The organism is Actinomycetospora sp., assembly GCF_055612215.1.
In genome coordinates this window covers 1-15,979 of sequence record NZ_JBVPVA010000277.1, presented here as the reverse complement: position 1 = coordinate 15,979, position 15,979 = coordinate 1, and the positions used below count along the sequence as shown (strand labels likewise).

18 protein-coding genes and 1 pseudogene are annotated in these 15,979 nt (G+C 72.0%); 9 read left to right on the top strand and 10 right to left on the bottom strand.

Going from position 1 to position 15,979, the window contains the following annotated elements; all coding sequences use genetic code 11:
• The 6 genes from AC0CYZ_RS07625 to AC0CYZ_RS07600 all read right to left on the bottom strand — a co-directional run.
• Positions 1-1,133 (bottom strand): PucR family transcriptional regulator (locus AC0CYZ_RS07625; protein ID WP_472213910.1); only part of this gene is annotated, 1,133 nt, incomplete at its 3' end.
• A 4-nt stretch (positions 1,134-1,137) separates the two neighbouring features.
• Positions 1,138-1,524, bottom strand: a complete 387-nt coding sequence (locus tag AC0CYZ_RS07620) for an ANTAR domain-containing protein (RefSeq protein ID WP_472213908.1) — start codon at positions 1,522-1,524, stop codon at positions 1,138-1,140.
• 158 nt (positions 1,525-1,682) lie between these two features.
• Positions 1,683-2,678: an AraC family transcriptional regulator gene (locus tag AC0CYZ_RS07615; protein WP_472213906.1), complete on the bottom strand. Its 996-nt coding sequence runs from the start codon at positions 2,676-2,678 to the stop codon at positions 1,683-1,685.
• A gap of 259 nt (positions 2,679-2,937) precedes the next feature.
• On the bottom strand, positions 2,938-3,534 hold the full coding sequence (locus tag AC0CYZ_RS07610; protein WP_472213904.1) for a ScbR family autoregulator-binding transcription factor: 597 nt from the start codon (positions 3,532-3,534) through the stop codon (positions 2,938-2,940).
• 289 nt (positions 3,535-3,823) lie between these two features.
• On the bottom strand, positions 3,824-5,986 hold the full coding sequence (locus tag AC0CYZ_RS07605) for a malate synthase G (protein ID WP_472213902.1): 2,163 nt from the start codon (positions 5,984-5,986) through the stop codon (positions 3,824-3,826).
• A gap of 211 nt (positions 5,987-6,197) precedes the next feature.
• Complete coding sequence (locus tag AC0CYZ_RS07600; RefSeq protein ID WP_472213900.1) at positions 6,198-7,040, bottom strand: LysR family transcriptional regulator; 843 nt, start codon at positions 7,038-7,040, stop codon at positions 6,198-6,200.
• A gap of 83 nt (positions 7,041-7,123) precedes the next feature.
• Between AC0CYZ_RS07600 and AC0CYZ_RS07595 the strand changes: the two genes are divergently transcribed.
• Both AC0CYZ_RS07595 and AC0CYZ_RS07590 read left to right on the top strand, forming a co-directional pair.
• A complete protein-coding gene (locus AC0CYZ_RS07595) occupies positions 7,124-7,567 on the top strand; it encodes a cupin domain-containing protein (protein WP_472213898.1) in 444 nt (147 codons plus the stop codon).
• Positions 7,564-7,926, top strand: coding sequence for a DoxX family protein (locus tag AC0CYZ_RS07590; protein ID WP_472213896.1), 363 nt, complete (start codon positions 7,564-7,566; stop codon positions 7,924-7,926). Before AC0CYZ_RS07595 ends, AC0CYZ_RS07590 begins: the two co-directional genes overlap by 4 nt.
• 80 nt (positions 7,927-8,006) lie before the next feature.
• On the opposite strand, the gene AC0CYZ_RS07585 is transcribed toward AC0CYZ_RS07590, so the two are convergent.
• The 3 genes from AC0CYZ_RS07585 to AC0CYZ_RS07575 are packed head-to-tail and all read right to left on the bottom strand — an operon-like array spanning position 8,007 to position 9,243.
• The gene (locus tag AC0CYZ_RS07585; RefSeq protein WP_472213894.1) at positions 8,007-8,462 is read right to left on the bottom strand and encodes an ester cyclase; all 456 of its coding nucleotides are present in this window, start codon (positions 8,460-8,462) and stop codon (positions 8,007-8,009) included.
• 28 nt (positions 8,463-8,490) lie between these two features.
• Positions 8,491-8,853, bottom strand: coding sequence for an antibiotic biosynthesis monooxygenase family protein (locus AC0CYZ_RS07580; RefSeq protein ID WP_472213892.1), 363 nt, complete (start codon positions 8,851-8,853; stop codon positions 8,491-8,493).
• A gap of 57 nt (positions 8,854-8,910) precedes the next feature.
• Positions 8,911-9,243, bottom strand: coding sequence for a cupin domain-containing protein (locus AC0CYZ_RS07575; protein ID WP_472213890.1), 333 nt, complete (start codon positions 9,241-9,243; stop codon positions 8,911-8,913).
• Positions 9,244-9,380: 137 nt separating this feature from the next.
• Here AC0CYZ_RS07575 and AC0CYZ_RS07570 point away from each other — a divergent pair, with 137 nt between their 5' ends.
• Positions 9,381-9,941 carry a TetR/AcrR family transcriptional regulator gene (locus tag AC0CYZ_RS07570; RefSeq protein WP_472213888.1) on the top strand — a complete coding sequence of 187 codons (561 nt, stop codon included), beginning with the start codon at positions 9,381-9,383 and terminating at the stop codon, positions 9,939-9,941.
• A gap of 26 nt (positions 9,942-9,967) precedes the next feature.
• Here AC0CYZ_RS07570 and AC0CYZ_RS07565 read toward each other — a convergent pair whose 3' ends face one another.
• Positions 9,968-10,675, bottom strand: coding sequence for a GntR family transcriptional regulator (locus AC0CYZ_RS07565; RefSeq protein WP_472213886.1), 708 nt, complete (start codon positions 10,673-10,675; stop codon positions 9,968-9,970).
• Positions 10,676-10,803: 128 nt separating this feature from the next.
• Between AC0CYZ_RS07565 and AC0CYZ_RS07560 the strand changes: the two genes are divergently transcribed.
• The 6 genes and pseudogenes from AC0CYZ_RS07560 to AC0CYZ_RS07535 form a co-directional block, all read left to right on the top strand.
• Complete coding sequence (locus AC0CYZ_RS07560) at positions 10,804-12,027, top strand: acyl-CoA dehydrogenase family protein (protein WP_472213884.1); 1,224 nt, start codon at positions 10,804-10,806, stop codon at positions 12,025-12,027.
• Positions 12,028-12,042: 15 nt separating this feature from the next.
• A complete protein-coding gene (locus AC0CYZ_RS07555; RefSeq protein WP_472213882.1) occupies positions 12,043-12,909 on the top strand; it encodes a fumarylacetoacetate hydrolase family protein in 867 nt (288 codons plus the stop codon).
• Positions 12,906-13,901 (top strand): alpha/beta fold hydrolase, encoded by a 996-nt coding sequence (locus AC0CYZ_RS07550; protein WP_472213880.1) that lies wholly within the window; start codon positions 12,906-12,908, stop codon positions 13,899-13,901. Before AC0CYZ_RS07555 ends, AC0CYZ_RS07550 begins: the two co-directional genes overlap by 4 nt.
• A gap of 2 nt (positions 13,902-13,903) precedes the next feature.
• Complete coding sequence (locus AC0CYZ_RS07545) at positions 13,904-14,509, top strand: VOC family protein (protein WP_472213878.1); 606 nt, start codon at positions 13,904-13,906, stop codon at positions 14,507-14,509.
• Between the two features lie 8 nt (positions 14,510-14,517).
• Entirely contained in the window at positions 14,518-15,729 is a 1,212-nt protein-coding gene (locus tag AC0CYZ_RS07540) for a cytochrome P450 (protein WP_472213875.1), read from the top strand.
• A 31-nt stretch (positions 15,730-15,760) separates the two neighbouring features.
• Positions 15,761-15,979: pseudogene (locus tag AC0CYZ_RS07535) on the top strand (hypothetical protein); the annotation flags it as partial.

Below are 15,979 nucleotides of genomic sequence, written 5' to 3'. Positions count from 1 at the left end.
AGGCCGAGGTTCTCGAAGGCGACCAGCCCCGGCGGGTCGGCCCGGCGCAGACGAACGGTGAGGGCCTGCACGGCCTCGCGGTAGGAGCGAGGGAGGTGTTCGGGGTGCTCCACGTAGCCGCCGACCCCGATGGCGGGGGCGTCGGGCAGTACCTGGGTGAAGGCGTCGTGGACGACCTGCCACCACGCTCCGGATCGCGCGGCCCGCCGGCTCCGGTCGTCCTCGCGCTGACCACCACGGCCGGCGCCGTCCGACCACGGAGCCGTCGCGGACCCCTCACCGTCGAGCCACGAGCCGGGTGTCCCGCACACGAGGATCGCCGTCTGTCCCTGCAGCGTCCCCAGGAAGGGCATCTCGAGGGTGCGCGCGGCCCGCTCGAGCAGGTCACTGATGGCCGCGCCCTTGGGCCAGCACCCGTCACGAGGCCGCAGGGCCAACACCCGGTGGGGACCGGTGAGGTCGTGGTTCAACGCCGACGCGCGCCCGACCCGGCGGTCGATCTCGGCCTGCAGGTCGTCCCCGGCGGGCTCGGCCAGCACCGTCTCCACGAGGTCGTGGTGGAGCCGTAGCTCGGTGCGGGCCAGGTGGCGACGGTGGAGCAGGTGCAGGGCGAGCGCGCCGGTCGCGACACCGATCGCTCGCAACGCGGCGGCCCGGGGGCTTCCGGGTCGGGCGCCGAACCCGGAATCCTCCGTGCCGGAGGGCTCGAGGGTGCCCTCCGGGTCGAGGACGACGACCACGCCCAGCAGGACGCCGCGCGCCGTGGCCGGACTCGCCCACCGGTCCCGCGTCCGCAGCGGCGCCGACGACCGCCGCGCGGCCTCGAGCAGGCGATCGCGCTGGGTGCGGGTCAACCGCTGATAGGCCGCCCCGGCACCCGCGTTGGCGAGGACGCGCCCGAAGGGGTCCTCCACGGCCACCGCGAGGCGGAGGTGCTCGTGGAGCACCTCGGCGAGTCCCTGCTCCGGGGCGTCGGTGCCCAGGGCGTGGTTCAGCGAGGCCTGGAGACGGTACTCGCGGGACAGCGTGGCCTCGAGCTCGGCGCGCGCCTGTGCGTCGGTCGACGCACCATCGTCGGTCGAGGTTCGAGACGGGCTGATCGTGATGCTGGTTCTACGCTCCGTAGTCGTCATGGGTTCACGTCACGCGCTCGGTCCGGGCGAGCAGGCCCTCGAGGACCTCGGTCACGACCCGGCACTGCTCCGGCTGCGCCGGGCCGCGCTCGCGGACCCGGGCCACGAAGGCCGAGGCGATCTCGGCGAGCTTCGTGTTGGTGTGCTGGGAGCATCGCGACAGCAACCTGAACGCCTCGTCGGCGCTGAGGCCGAAGTGGGCGATCAGGATGCCCTTGGCCTGCCCGATCACATCCCGGCTGTGCAGCGCGCGGGTCAGGCCCTCGACCTGGTGCTCGAGCACGGTGATCCGGTACTGGTCGGGCCCGACCGCGTCTCGGGTCCTGTCACCGTCCAGAGGGTGGGTGGCGTTGTCCACGGCCCGATCGAGCCCGGCCAGCAGTGACGACATCAGCGAAACGCTCCTCTCCGGTGTGCGCGCGAACTGGGCGGTGCGCCGGGTCGGCCCGCTCACGACGGCGCGGGTCACGACGCTAGGCACCCGTCGTGTCGAACCAGAGCCGTTTACGGCCGGGGCTGCGGTGCGGAATCGGCGCGCCGCCTGCACGCTCAGTGCAGTGGCCGGGCCAAGGTGGCGGCGGGGGCCTCGCCGTAGTGGTGTCGGTAGGTGGTGGCGAAGCGGCCGGGGTGGCTGAAACCCCACCGGTGCGCGACGTCGATGACCCGGACCCCGCTGCCCGGCGCGGCCGCGGCCAGGTCGGCGTGCGCGCGTTCGAGGCGCACCTGCTGGAGGTACTGCTTCGGGGACCGGTCGAGCTCACGGCGGAACCCCGCATGCAGCGCTCGCACCGACAACCCCACCGTGCGCGCGACGCTCTCGATGGTCAGCGGCTCGTCGGGGTGGGTGCGCATCAGGTTCGCCGCCTCGGCGACGATCGAGCGGTGGGCGGGTTCAGGACGGTGCCGCAGCGCCGGGCTCCAGCTGTTGGGCTGACCCAGCAGCAGGGTGCACATCACCTGCTCCCGTAACTGCGCCGCGACCAACGGGTTCACCGCCTCCGGTCCGGCGTCGGCGAGGGTGCGCTGCATCAGCCGCGCCTGCCCCAGCGCCGCCGCGGTGATCTCCGGGGCGTCCATCGCCGGGTCGAAGTGCAGGTCGGGCTCCTCGGGCTCGTCGGAGATCAGCCGGGCCGCCAGGGAGCGCAGCGCGCCGAGGTCGACCCGCAGCACCAGCAGCCGCAGCGCCTCGTCCCAGTCCATGACCAGCTCCGAGGCCGGGGTCCCCACCAACGCCGTCCGCCCGGCGCTCGCGTCGAGCCGGCGACCCTGGTGGCGCGCGGTCAGCGACCCGGTCAACGGCAGGCACACCGCGATGTAGTCGGGAAGGGGATCGGCGCTCAGCCGCACCGGCATCCCGTAGTCCATCTCCAGCAGGGACAGCCCCGGGGTGTGCACCCCGGAGACCAGGGCGGTGAACCCGCCCGCGCGGGCCGGGGCCACCGTGTGACTCGACATGATCGCGGTGACCCGCGCCACCAGGTCGTCGACATCGCTGGTGCGGACCAGCGGCTGGCCCCGGGCATTGTCGCGCATTGGCTCGCTCATCGGGCACTCCCGCTCCGTACACCGCGAGCCGTGGGGCGCTCGCCGTGGTCTGGGGCGAGCCGAGGACCAGCAGCGATCCTCGCGATGCGAGTCACGATACGAGCGGGGCGCCCGGTATGGAACCGCCGAAAGCCGCAGCGCGGCACCGGTGGCCGAGCCACACCCACCCGCCGGTCGGTTGCCCGGCCTCCGTGGGGACCGCCTGGTCAGCGCGCGTGATGGGGCCGGGATCGCAGCCGCGACGGACGGTCCGAGGGGCTCAGGCCCGGTTGCGGTGCTGGTCGAGCCAGTCCTCGGAGGCGATCAGCGGCAGCAGCGCGTCCCACATGGCCGTGACCCGGGCGGGAAGCTCACCAAGGGTGCCGCTGCGTCCACAGATCAGGTTGTGGCCGGCCATCAAGGTCGCGATCTGGCGGGCCAGCACCGCCACGTCCACCCCCTCGCGCAGCGCCCCGGCCGCCGCCGCTTCCCGTAGCGGGGCGGCGACGCTTTGTTCGGCGAACCGGTAGTGCGCCGCCCCGTGGCGGACCGCCACGGCGGCATCGTTGAGCAGCCGGACGCCGCCCCGCACCACCGGGTCGTGGCGCACCCGGTCCACGACCTGTTCGGTCAGCACCACCACGGTGTCGAGCGGATCCCACTCGTGGGCCGTGAGATCCGCGAGCAACGCAGCAAAGCTCTCGTCGGTCGCGGCGATCACCGCGTCCGCCACCGCCTCCTTGTTCGGGAAGTGGAAATACATCGCGCCTTTGGTCACCCCACTGAGGGACACGATCTCACTGAGCCGGGCGCCGTGATAGCCGACCACGGCGAACCGCTCCGCCGCCGCCACCACGATGGCTCGGCGGGTGTCCATCGACCGCTCGTGGCGCTCCTCCCCCGGCCGAGGGGACCGACGGTCGTCCCGGGTACGCGACCCCGGGGGCGCCGAACGACTCACCGCTGAGCCCTCCGATCACCGAGGTCGACGTCCCCGAGGACACGACGCCTCCGGCGACCCGGCCGGCGCCGAACGGGACGACGCTACGAGCAGCTGCGCGGACCGACGAGCCACTTTCGGAACCGTCGTCGAGACGGAATCGGCCCCGCACGGGCTGCCTACCGGTCACCCCGTCACGGCGCTGCCGGAGCGAGCACGACCGGTCTCAGGCGTGTGCCTTCGCCTTCCGCCGCCACTGCGTGAGGGGGCGCTCGGTGTAGCCGTTGGACTCGGTCCCGCCCGTGAAGACCAGTTCGAGGGCGGCCTGGAACGACTCGCTGCCCTCCAGGTCGGGCGCCATGGGCGGGTAGCCGTCCACGCCCGCGTTCTGCTCGTCCACCAGCTCAGCCATGCGCGCGAACGTGTCCCGCACCGTCTGGGAGTCGACGACGCCGTGCTCCAGCCAGTTCGCGATCAGCTGGCTGGAGATCCGCAGCGTCGCGCGGTCCTCCATCAGCCCCACGCCGTCGAGGTCGGGCACGGTCGAACAGCCGATGCCCATGCCCACCCACCGCACGACGTAGCCGAGGATCGACTGGGCGTTGGTCTCCAGCTCCCGGCGCACGTCGTCGTCGGAGAGGGTGCTCGGGTCGCCCAGCGGGAGCTCCAGCAGGTGGCGTCGGTCGGCCGTCTCCCGCTTCGAGAGCTCCTCCTGGACGGCGTGTACGTCGACGCGCAGGTAGTGCAGCGCGTGCAGCGTCGCGGCGGTCGGCGACGGCACCCACGCCGTGTTCGCGCCCGCCTTCGGGTGCCCGATCTTCTGCTCGAGCATCTCGGCCATGGCGGCGGGCTTGGCCCACATCCCCTTGCCGATCTGGGCACGGTGCTCGAAGCCGGCCGCGAGGGCGACGTCGACGTTGCGGTCCTCGTAGGTCTGCAGCCAGACCGTGGACTTCATGTCGCCCTTGCGCAGCACCGGCCCGGCGGCGAAGCAGGTGTGGATCTCGTCGCCGGTGCGGTCGAGGAACCCGGTGTTGACGAAGATGACGCGGTGCGCGGCCGCGCCGATGCAGGCCGACAGGTTGACCGTCGTCCGCTTCTCCTCGTCCATGATGCCGATCTTGAGCGTGTTCGCCTCGAGGCCGAGGGCCTCCTCGATCGCCGCGAACAGCTCGACGGTCAGCGCGACCTCCTCCGGCCCGTGCTGCTTGGGCTTGACGACGTAGACGCTCCCGGCGCGGGAGTTGGTGTGCGGTCCGAGGCCGCGCAGGTCGTACAGACCGGCGACGGCGCACACGAGCGCGTCGAGCACGCCCTCGTTGGCCTCCTCGCCGTCCGCGGTGAGCACCGCGTTCGTGGTCATGTGGTGGCCGCAGGTGCGGACCAGCATCAGCGAGCGGCCCGGCAGCGTCAGCGCCGAGCCGTCGGGGGCGGTGTACTCGCGGTCCGGGTTGACCCGCCGGGTGACGGTCTCGCCGCCCTTGGTGAACTCCGCGACCAGGTCGCCGGTCATCAGCCCGAGCCACGTGCGGTAGGCCAGGGCCTTGTCCTCGCCGTCGACCGTCGCGACCGAGTCCTCGAGGTCGACGATCGTGGTCACCGCCGACTCGAGCACGACGTCGCTGACGTCCGCGTGGTGCTGCCCGCCGACCTGGGTCGACGGGTCGATCACCAGGTCGACGTGCAGGCCGTGGCGCACGAGCAGCACGCTGCCCTTGCCGTCGCCGTCCGGGGCGTTGAAGCCGGCGAACGCGGACGGGTCGGCGAGGCCGACCGTGCCGTCCGCGGTGTCGGCGGCCAGCCCGTCGGTGGAGGGGCGGTAGGCGGTGACGTCGGCGTGGCTCCCCCGCTCGAGCGGGAACAGCTCGTCGAGCAGCTCGTCGGCGGCCGCGATGACCTGGGCGCCGCGCTGCTCGTCGTAGCCCTTCGCGAGCTCGTGGTCCAGCGGGAGCGCATCGGTGCCGTAGAACGCGTCGAACAGCGAGCCCCAGCGGGCGTTCGCGGCGTTGAGCGAGAACCGCGCGTTCGTCGACGGGACCACCAGCTGCGGGCCGGGGACCTCGGCGATCTCCGGGTCGACCCGGTCGACGTCGATCGTCGGGACGCGCGACGGCTCCGGGGCCCGGTAGCCGAGATCGGTCAGCAGCTTCTCGTAGTCGTCCCGGGAGCCCGCGCCGTGCTCGCCGTGCCAGGCGTCGATCTTGCCCTGGAGGTCGTCGCGCTCGGCCAGCGCCGTCGCGATCCGCGGCGCGAACCGCTCCTGCAGGCGGGCCAGGATCGACCAGAACTCCTCGCCGGTCAGCTCGACCTGCGCGAGCAGCTCGTCCTCGACGAACGCTCGCAGGTGGTCGTCGACCTGCAGCCCGGACCGCTCGGACGTCTCGGACACTGACGGACCGCCTCTCTCGCCTGCTGGACTCGTCGGGACTTCTGGTCCATTCGCTCGGGTAGCGCGGGACGCCACCGGGCTCGGGCCGGTCCTCGATGTCGACGGGGCGGAGGTTAGTCGCCTGCAGGCCACCCGGCACGCCCATCACGTCAGCCCGGGAGTGACCGCGCATTCGCTCAGGTCATCGGGAGAGCAGCGGCCGAACTCGGCATCACCAGGGCAGTGTCGCGGCGACGTGCGCGAACGATCGGGCCAGGGGGTTGGTGTCGTGCTCGTTCCAGGCGAGCACCAGTCGGCATGGGGGATGGTCGGTCAGGGGCACCGCGGCGAGGCCGTCGGGAAGGTCATGGGTGAGGGGGATCAGGCCGACGCTGCGATTCCACAGCACCGCTTGAAGGCACTCGTGGGCCGTGCGCACGACGGGCCCGTCGCGGCCGCCGGTCCAGTAGTCCGTCCAGACCGGGTCGGTGCCCTCGGGGAACCGGAACCACGCCCGACCGGCGAGGTCGTCGATCGTCAGCTGCGAGCGGCTCGCGAGATCGTCGTCGGCGCGCAGCACGACCGCGACCGGGTCGGAGCGCAGCACGTGAACGGTCAGACCGGAGGTGTCGAAGGGCGCGAGGGTCACCGCGACATCGACCATGCCTGCCCTGAGACCGCAGCTGGGGTCGGTGAAATCGGACTCGCGTACCCGGACGTCGACATCGGGGTGGCGCCGGCGGAAGGCCGTCACCAACGAGGAACCCGCGTGGTCCACCGCGCCGGCCAGACTGCCCACGCTCAGCGTGGTCGCACCGCCGGCCGCCGCCACCCGCGCTCGAGCGTGCTCGACCTGACCGAGCACCGTGCGCGCCTCGTCGTAGAGCGCCGCGCCCGCCGCGGTCACGCTCACGCCGGCCGGCGACCGATCCAGCAGGACCGCCCCGACGTCCCGCTCGAGTTGCTTGATGGCGCGGCTGAGCGACGGTTGTGCGATGTGCAGCTGCGCGGCCGCGCGGCCGTAGTGCCGCTGGTCGACGACCGTGACGAAGTACCGCAGCAGGCGCAACTCCACGAGCAGGGACGATAGCCGTAGGACATCGGGCGTCCTGACCAGGTCTTGGACGCCCCGCCGGTGGCCGCCCAAGCATGGTCGGTATGGCAGAGGTTTCGGTGGTCGGACCCGACGACGGCGAGTCGCTCCAGATCGGGCCGGCGGTGCGGATGCGCATCCTCGAGGACGGCAGCACCACCGGCCACCGGCTCGGGATCGCCGAGGGCACGCTGGCCCCGCACACGGCTGGGCCCCCGCAGCACCGCCACGCTGCCCACGACGAAGGCTTCTACGTCATCTCCGGGCTGCTGCGCTTCACCGTCGGCGACCGCGACCACGACGCCGGACCCGGAACGCTGGTGATGGTGCCGCCCGGGGTCCCGCACACCTTCGCCAATCCCGGCGGCGTACCCGCCCGCGTCCTGACCACCTTCACCCCAGCGGCATACACCCACTACTTCCGGGAGCTGCGCGACGCGGCTCCCGACGAGCTCGAAGCGCTGATGGCCCGCTACGCCACCGTCATCACCGACCAGTACGCGTCGTGACCGTCGTCTACTGGGTCGTCGCCGCGATGCTCGCGGTGTTCTACCTCTATGCGGGCGTCCTCAAGCTGGCTCGGCGCCGCGAGCAACTGCAACCCATGATGGCCTGGGTCGACGTCGTCCCGATGCGCGCCGTTCGCGCCCTCGGCGCCGTCGAAGTGCTGGGCGCTCTCGGCCTTGTCCTGCCACCCCTGACCGGGGTGGCGCCTGCCCTGGCGCCGGTGGCGGCGATCGGCCTGCTCGTGCTGCAACTTCTTGCCGGGACCTTCCACGTGTCCCGGGGCGAGACACGCGACCTGTGGCTCAACGGTGCGCTCCTCCTGCTCGCGGCGCTGGCGTTCTGGTCGAGCACGACCCTGTGATCTCGTCGCGTCGGTGGCGACCCGCTCGCATCGGACCGTCCACCGTGTCGGTTGCGCCGCAGCCGGATGACCCCGTCGGCCTACCCGATGCCGATCTGCCGAGCCTGCAGCGCGGCGTCCCAGAACGCGGAGATCTCGACGACCAGGTCACCGGCCCACCGGACCGTCTGGCCGAAGTCGACGTCGAACGCCTTGCCGGTCGGAGGGACCGTGGTCCCGTCGGGAAGGGTCAACTCGCCGGAGAAGGTTCCCGTGGTCCGGCTGACCACCGTGATCCAGTCACCGCTCCCGAACCGGACGGGATACGGATCGTTCTGGACGCGGACATCAGGGAACATGCGGAAGAACTGCTCCATGGCCGCGACGTGCGCCGCGCGTCCGTACAGCGGCCCGGCGTTGCCCGTGATGTGGGCGATCATGTCGGGGTGGTGGACCGCGTTCATGCCCTGGAAGTCGTGGGCGTTGAAGGCGTCGTCTCCCCTCTTCATCAGCGCGAGCAGGTGGTCGGTTCGGTTGAGATATGTCGTGCTGGACATCTGAACTCCTTGGCGAGCATTCGTGACGTCAGCTCGGGCTGACGACGGTTGTCGATGGTGCGGCTTTCGACGCCACGGGATCGGGCGTGACGGAGACGACGTGGTAGAAGAAGTGTTGCGGCGTGATGCCGGCCGCCTCGGCGAGGCGGCGCCGCTCGCTGTCGGACTGCACGCCCGACAGGGCGGTTCGCCATTGCTCGACGCTGTCCCATTGTGCGACGTTGACCACCTGGTACGGGTCGTCCGGGGAGATCGCGCGGAGCAGGCGGGTGCCGCGGAAGCCGGGGGCCTCAGCCAGGGCGGCACTGTTGGCCGGCCACGCGTCGACGAAGGCGTCGGCGGCCTTCGCGGGCATGGCGATCAGGTTGAGCACGGTGACGGGCTCGCTCATGACGGTGGTCCTCTCGTGGAGCTTTCTCGGGCCTGCTCACTGCTTCGGCTCTGCGCTCTATCGGAAGTCGTTGGCGTTCTCGAGGAGCGTGCTGACGAATTCGCGGCTCAGATGCACGGCGACACTCTCGTAGCGGCCGGAATCGAGGGTGCGGAAACGATGGGGCGTCTCGGGCGGGATCACGAGGGTCTGGCCGGCCCGCGCCAGGAATTGCTCGTCGCCGACGGTGAACACGGCCTGGCCCAGCCGGATCAGGATGACCTCGGCGTACGGGTGCGTGTGCAGCGGCGGTCCGACGTCCACCCGGGTGGTGCTCAGGTGGATGTACGAGACGTCGACGTCGTACGACGTGCCCTCGAGGTACGCGGACCAGTGCTCGGCACCGTCCACTCCCTCCGGGTCGGTGACGACGCGGGCGCCTGGGGCGACCGGGGGGACTGTTGCTCGAACCATGACGCGAGACTAGCATACAATCTGTCCTCTAGAGGACATCATGTTTCATAAAAAGCTTGACGTATGGTAGGCGGATGACGCAGGAGACAGCGGGCGGGATGGCGCGGGATCCGCGGATCGACCGGACCCGGGCCCATGTGCTGGGTCACGCCCGCAGCCTGCTCGCCGACGAGGGGCCGGATGCCGTGACCTACAGCGAACTCGCGACCCGGGCCCGGGTCACCCGCCAGACGCTGTACCGGCACTGGCCATCCCGGGAGGGACTGTTCGTGGACCTGGTCCTCGAGCAGGCCATGGACGCCATGCCCGAGGCGTCGGGCACCCCCGAGGACATCGTGGGCGCGTTCCTGCGCCGACTGCGCGACGACATGGACGATCCCTCCAACGCGGGACCACTCACCGCGCTCATCGCCCAGGCCGACCACGACCCGACCAGTCGCGCGGCCCTCCACGACACCGTGGCGCAGATCCGCGGCGCGCTGAACCAGCTCCTCGAGCCCTCCGGTCTGCAGGTCGGCCCGGAGGAGTACGCCCGGCTGTGCGGGCCGGTGATCTTCCAGCGGTTCCTCACACGGGAACGCGTCACCGATCAGTTCATCGACGACCTCGTCGCCGGGTGGTCATCGACCCGCTGATCGGCACGGCCGGCCCGGGCCGCGCGTCACGCGCGTCGGCGCGACCTCTCGACGGTGCTCAGGCCCTCGAGCATCGTCGACAGGTTGTTCTCGAGGTGCTCACGCACGGCCGCGCGTACCCGCTCCGGGTCCCGGGACCGCGCGGCGTCGACGAGCTCGTCGTGCGCGTGCGCCCGGTGCGAGGCGAAGGACTCGGGCTCCTCGACCGGATCGAAGACCAGTCGCGTGTAGCGCTCCGACGCGTCCCAGAGCGGGGTGAGCATCCGCCGGTCCCACACGCTCGCGGCCGGCTCGATCAACGCCGCGTGGAAGGCACGGTGCGGCGCCCAGAACGCCTCCCCGAGGACGTCGCCGAAGGTCCGGCGGACCAGGTCGTCGAGCTCGTCGATCTCGGCGTCGGTCCGCCCCGGGGCCGACAGCGCGGCGAGCTCCGGCTCGACCGTGGTGCGCAGCCGGTAGATGGCCCGCAGGTCGTCGGCATCGAGCGGGGTGACGGTGGCGCTGCGCGAGGGGCTCAACGTGATCAGTCCCTGTGCCTCGAGCTGGCGCAGCGCCTCGCGCACCGGGACGTGGCTCACGCCGAGCTGCTCAGTGAGCGCCGGGACCGTGAACGGCTCGCCGGGCGGCAGCTCGCCGCTGAGGATCGAGCGACGGATCTCGTGCAGCACGAGGTCCACCGCCGAGGCCTTGCGCGACGCGACGGAGCGAACCCCCCGGCTCACCTCAGCCGTCACCCGGCCACCTCCCGATGCTCCACGTCGTCAGAGGACGACCCGTTGACAGGTTATAAGATAGCAGTTTAGCTGAGGCGAGACGCAGGTCACGCCGACGTGGCCCTGATCGGAGGTCCCCGATGCTGTCCATGTCCACGTCCGGTTGCTCGCTCGATCGCCCCGGCACGTCCGAGGAGGCCCGTGCCGTACGCGCCGAGCTCGTCGGTCGGGCCCGGGAGATCGTCCCGGTCCTCGCCCGCAACGCGGCCCGCACCGAGGAGCAGCGCCGGGTCGTCGAGGAGAACATCACGATCATCGACGAGGCCGGCCTGTACTCGATCATGAGGCCGAAGCGGCTGGGCGGACTCGAGACCGACATCCGGACGAAGCTCGAGGTCTCGCGCGAGCTCGCCCGCGGCTGCGGATCGACCGCCTGGGCCTCGACGCTGATGAACGTCTGCGCCTTCTTCGCCGGCCTCTTCCCCGACCAGGCCCAGCGCGACGTGTGGGAGGGCTCGCCCGGCAACCGCATCGCCGGGGTACTGGCACCCTCGGCCGAGGCGACGCGCATCGACGGAGGTTACCGGGTGACCGGCTCCTGGGGCTGGGCGTCGGGCTGTCTGCACGCGCAGTGGGCCGTCGTCGGGTTCCCGGTTCCCGACGACCGCGGGGAGATCGTCGACCAGGGCCTGGCCCTCGTCCCGATGACCGACCTGACGATCGAGGACACCTGGTACGTCGCCGGCATGCGCGGCACCGGGTCGAACACCCTCGTCGCCCGCGACATCGTCATCCCCGAGCACCGGGTGCTCTCCATCCCGGCGGCCATCGGCGGCCGGTACGCCACCGAGCACACCGACGAGGCCCTCTACCGGTCGGCGTTCGTGCCGGTCGCGGCGATCGTCCTGGCCGGCCCGCAGCTGGGCCTGGCGCAGGCCGCGCTGGACCTGGTGATCGAGAAGGCCCCGAAGCGCTCGGTGTCCTACACCTTCTACGACACCCAGACCGAGGCACCGACCGTGCAGCTCGCGGTGGCCAAGGCCGCCTCGCTCGTCGACGCCGCCCACCTGTTCGCCTACCGGGCCGCCGCCGACATCGACCAGGCCGCCGCCGACGGCGTCTACCCCGACTACGTCGCCCGCGCCCGGGTCCGCATGGACACCGGGGCGGCGATCGAGAACGCCCGCGAGGCCATCCGCGTGCTGATCTCGGCCCACGGAGCCGGCTCCTTCGCCGAGGCCAGCCCGCTGCAGCGCATCTGGCGCGACTCCGAGGTCGCCTCCCGCCACGCCGTGATCAGCCCGGCCATCTCCTCCGAGGTCTACGGCCGGGCCCTGCTCGGCCTGACCGACGGCGTCACCGCGCTCGTCTAGAGAAGAGGCACCCCCATGCGCATCGCCAACCTCGACGGCCGCCTCGTGCTGCTCGAACCAGGCGCCGATCCCGACGAGCCGCGCGGGATCGACGCCGCCGGCGCGGGTTGGCCCGACCCCGACCCGCAGGCCGTGTACGCCCGCTGGGACGAGTTCCGGGCCTGGGCGGCGACGGTGTCCTTCACCGACACCGCACGCGTCGACCTCGCCGCGCTCGGCCCGGTGACGCCGCGCCCGCCCCAGGTCTTCGGGATCGGGCTGAACTACCGCGACCACGCCGCCGAGTCCGGCTTCGCGCTGCCGACCGATCCGGTCGTGTTCACCAAGTACCCCTCGAGCTTCACAGGACCGGTCGGGGATATCCGGCTCTCGCCCGGCAACGTCGACTGGGAGGTCGAGCTCGTCGCCGTGATCGGGGCGGGCGGCCACGGGATCGCCGAGGCCGACGGCTGGGACCACGTCGCCGGACTCACCCTCGGCCAGGACCTCTCCGACCGCGTCACCCAGTTCGCGGCACCGCCCGCGCAGTTCGGGATGGGGAAGTCCTACCCCGGGTTCTCCCCCGTCGGTCCCGCCCTCGTCACTGCCGACGAGCTGCGCGGCGACGGGCTCGATCCCGACGACCTCGAGCTGGGGTGCCGGGTCAACGGCGAGAGCGTCCAGAAGGGCCGGACCTCCGCCATGATCTTCTCGGTGCCCGCGCTCGTCGCGAAGCTCTCCGCCGTCGTGACCCTGCTGCCTGGCGACGTCGTCTTCACCGGCACCCCCTCGGGCATCGGCGCGAGCATGACCCCGCCGCGCTTCCTCGCCGAGGGCGACGAGCTCGTCAGCTGGTGCACCGGCATCGGTGGGCTGCGCCAGCGGTTCGTGAGCGCCCGATGACCGCGTACCTCGAGGCTGCCGAGCGCGCCGCCACCTTCGTCCCGCACGCATTCGACGAGCACCTCGTCGACCTCGGCGAGGTCCGGATGAACTACGCCGTGGCCGGCGACCCGTCGCGGCCGGCGCTGCTGCTGATCCCGGCGCAGTCCGAGTCCTGGTGGGGGTACGAGGCCGCGATGGGGCTGCTCGCCGAGCACTTCCACGTCCACGCGGTCGACCTGCGCGGTCAGGGTCGCTCCACCTGGACCCCGGGTCGCTACACGCTCGACAACTTCGGCAACGACCTCGTCCGCTTCATCGACCTGGTCATCGGCCGGCCGACGCTGGTCAGCGGGCTGTCCTCCGGCGGGGTGCTGTCGGCCTGGCTCTCGGCGTTCGCGAAGCCCGGCCAGGTCCGCGCCGCGGTGTGGGAGGACCCACCGCTGTTCGCCTGCGAGATCGCGCCGGCGGTCGGCCAGGGCATCGGGCAGGCCATCGGTCCGGTCTTCGCCGCGTGGAACAAGTGGCTGGGCGACCAGTGGTCGATCGGTCACTGGGACGGCCTGATGCGCGCGATGCCCGCCGAGCTGCCCTTCGAGATCCTGCGCAACCTCGCCGCGATGATCCCGCCGGGCGAGACGGCCGACCCCGCGGCCGGGCCGCCCCAGAACCTGCGCGAGTACGACCCGGAGTGGGGCCGGGCGTTCGTCTCGGGCGCCGCGACGGCGTCGTGCGACCACGCCTCGATGCTCGCCCGGGTCCGGGTCCCGGTGCTCCAGACCCACCACTTCCGCACCGTCGACGCCGAGACCGGGCGCCTGATCGGAGCCTCGTCCGACGACCAGGCGCGGCGGGCGCGGGAGATCGTGACCGCCGCCGGTGGACGCGTCGACTACCGCTCCTTCCCCGACATGCCGCACTCGATGCACGAGCACGACCCCAAGCAGTACGCCGCGACCGTCCTCGACTGGGTCGCGACGCTCGACCGACCGACGAACTCCACCGAGGAGTAGAGATGCCCGACCACCGCGACGCCCCGATCATCCCGCCGAAGCTGCACCACGCGACGTTCCTGACCCTCAAGCTCGACGAGATGGTCCGCTGGTACGGGCTGGTCTGCGGGCTCTACCCGGTGCACTATGCCGAATCGGCCGCCTGGCTCACCAACGACGAGGCCAACCACCGGATCGCGCTCATCGCCCACCCGGCTGTGCACCGGCCCGTCGACAAGCCGACCAGCGCGGGCCTGCACCACACCGCGTTCGAGTACGCGACCTTCGGGCAGTGGCTCGACAACTACACCCGGCTGCGCGGCCACGGCATCACCCCGTTCATGTGCCTCGACCACGGCATCACGATGTCGATGTACTACGCCGACCCGGAGGGCAACGGCGTAGAGATCCAGTTCGACTGCTTCGGCGACTGGGCCGAGTCCAAGGAGTGGATCTGGGCCTCGCGGGAGTTCGCCGAGAACCCCATCGGCGAGTGGTTCGACGCCGACAAGCTGGTCGAGGCCCGCGAGCAGGGGCTGTCCGAGGCCGACATCCACGAGGGCGCCCGCGCCGGCAAGTACCGCCCGGAGAACCCACCGGCGGACATCCTGCTGCCCGAGGTCTACTGAGCCCCGCCGTGGAGCTCTCCACCGCGCCTCCCACCGCCGGGCCGACGTCCGACCTCGACCCCTTCGCCGACGCGTTCCTCGTCGACCCGTTTCCCGCCCTCGAGGAGCTGCGGGAGACGGGGCCGGTCGTGTACCTCCCCCGGTACGACGTCTGGGCCGTGGCCCGCCACCAGGACGTCCACGCCGTCCTGCGTGACCACCGGCGGTTCTCCTCGGCCGCGGGCGTCGGGCTGGGCGACCTGACCACCGACGCCTACAGCTGGCGCAGGCCCAGCCTCATCCTCGAGGTCGACCCGCCGACCCACACCGCCCACCGAGCGGTCGTGGCCAAGACGATGAGCCCGAGGGCGATGCAGACCTTCCAGGAGGTGTTCGACGTCGAGGCGGCGGCGCTGGCGGACCGCCTCGTCGCGCTCGGTCGGTTCGACGCGGTGGCCGATCTCGCCGAACCCTTCCCGTCGGTGGTGTTCCCCCGCGCGCTCGGCGCCGAGGGCGACACACGGGACGCGCTGCTGGCCTACGGGTCGCTGTCCTTCAACGCGATCGGACCGGCCAACCGGCACCTCGAGGCGGCACTGGAGCGCGCCCGGGGCGTGCCGGAACTGATCGCCGAGAAGTGTCGTCGCGAGGCCCTGCGCCCCGGCTCGATCGGCATCGCGCTGCACGACGCCGCTGCCGCCGCGGGCCTGACCGAGGACCAGGCGACCCAGCTGGTCCGCTCCCTGTTCTCCGCGGGCGTCGACACGACCGTGAGCGGACTGGCGTTCGCGGTCCTCGCCTTCGCCCGCCACCGCGAGCAGTGGCAGCTCGTCCGAGACGATCCCTCGCTCGCCCGCAACGCCTTCGACGAGGTCGTCCGGCACCAGTCGCCGGTCACCGGCTTCTTCCGCACCACCACCACCGAGGTCGTGTGGGACGACGTCGTCATCCCCGCCCGCCGCAAGGTGATGGTCCTGTTCGCGGGCGCCAACCGGGACCCGCGCCACTGGGACCGGCCCGAGGACTTCGACGTCCGGCGCCGCACGGCCGGGAACCTGGGCTACGGCGCGGGCGCCCACGTCTGCGCCGGCATGACGATCGCGCGGATGGAGGGCGAGGCGCTGATCCGGGCTCTGGCCGCCCGGGTCGACTCCTGGCACCTCGAGGGCGACCCGGAGCCCCGGCTCAACAACAGCCTGCGCGGCCTGTCGCGCCTGCCGGTCCGCGTGCGGTCACAGTGAAGCCGCATCGACGATGTCGCACACTGACATCATGACGTCAGTCGCTGTCATCGATGCTCGCGAGGCACTGGGCCCGCTCGGTGTCTACCTGCCGATCCCCACCCCCACCCTGCCGCCGGTGGCGCGCCAGGTCGAGGCCGCCCGCCGCCTCGAGGCCGCCGGGTACCGGGCGGCCTGGACGAACGAGGGCGTCGGGGGCAAGGACACGCTGGTCCAGGTCTCGACCCTGCTCGCCGCGACCGGTCAGCTG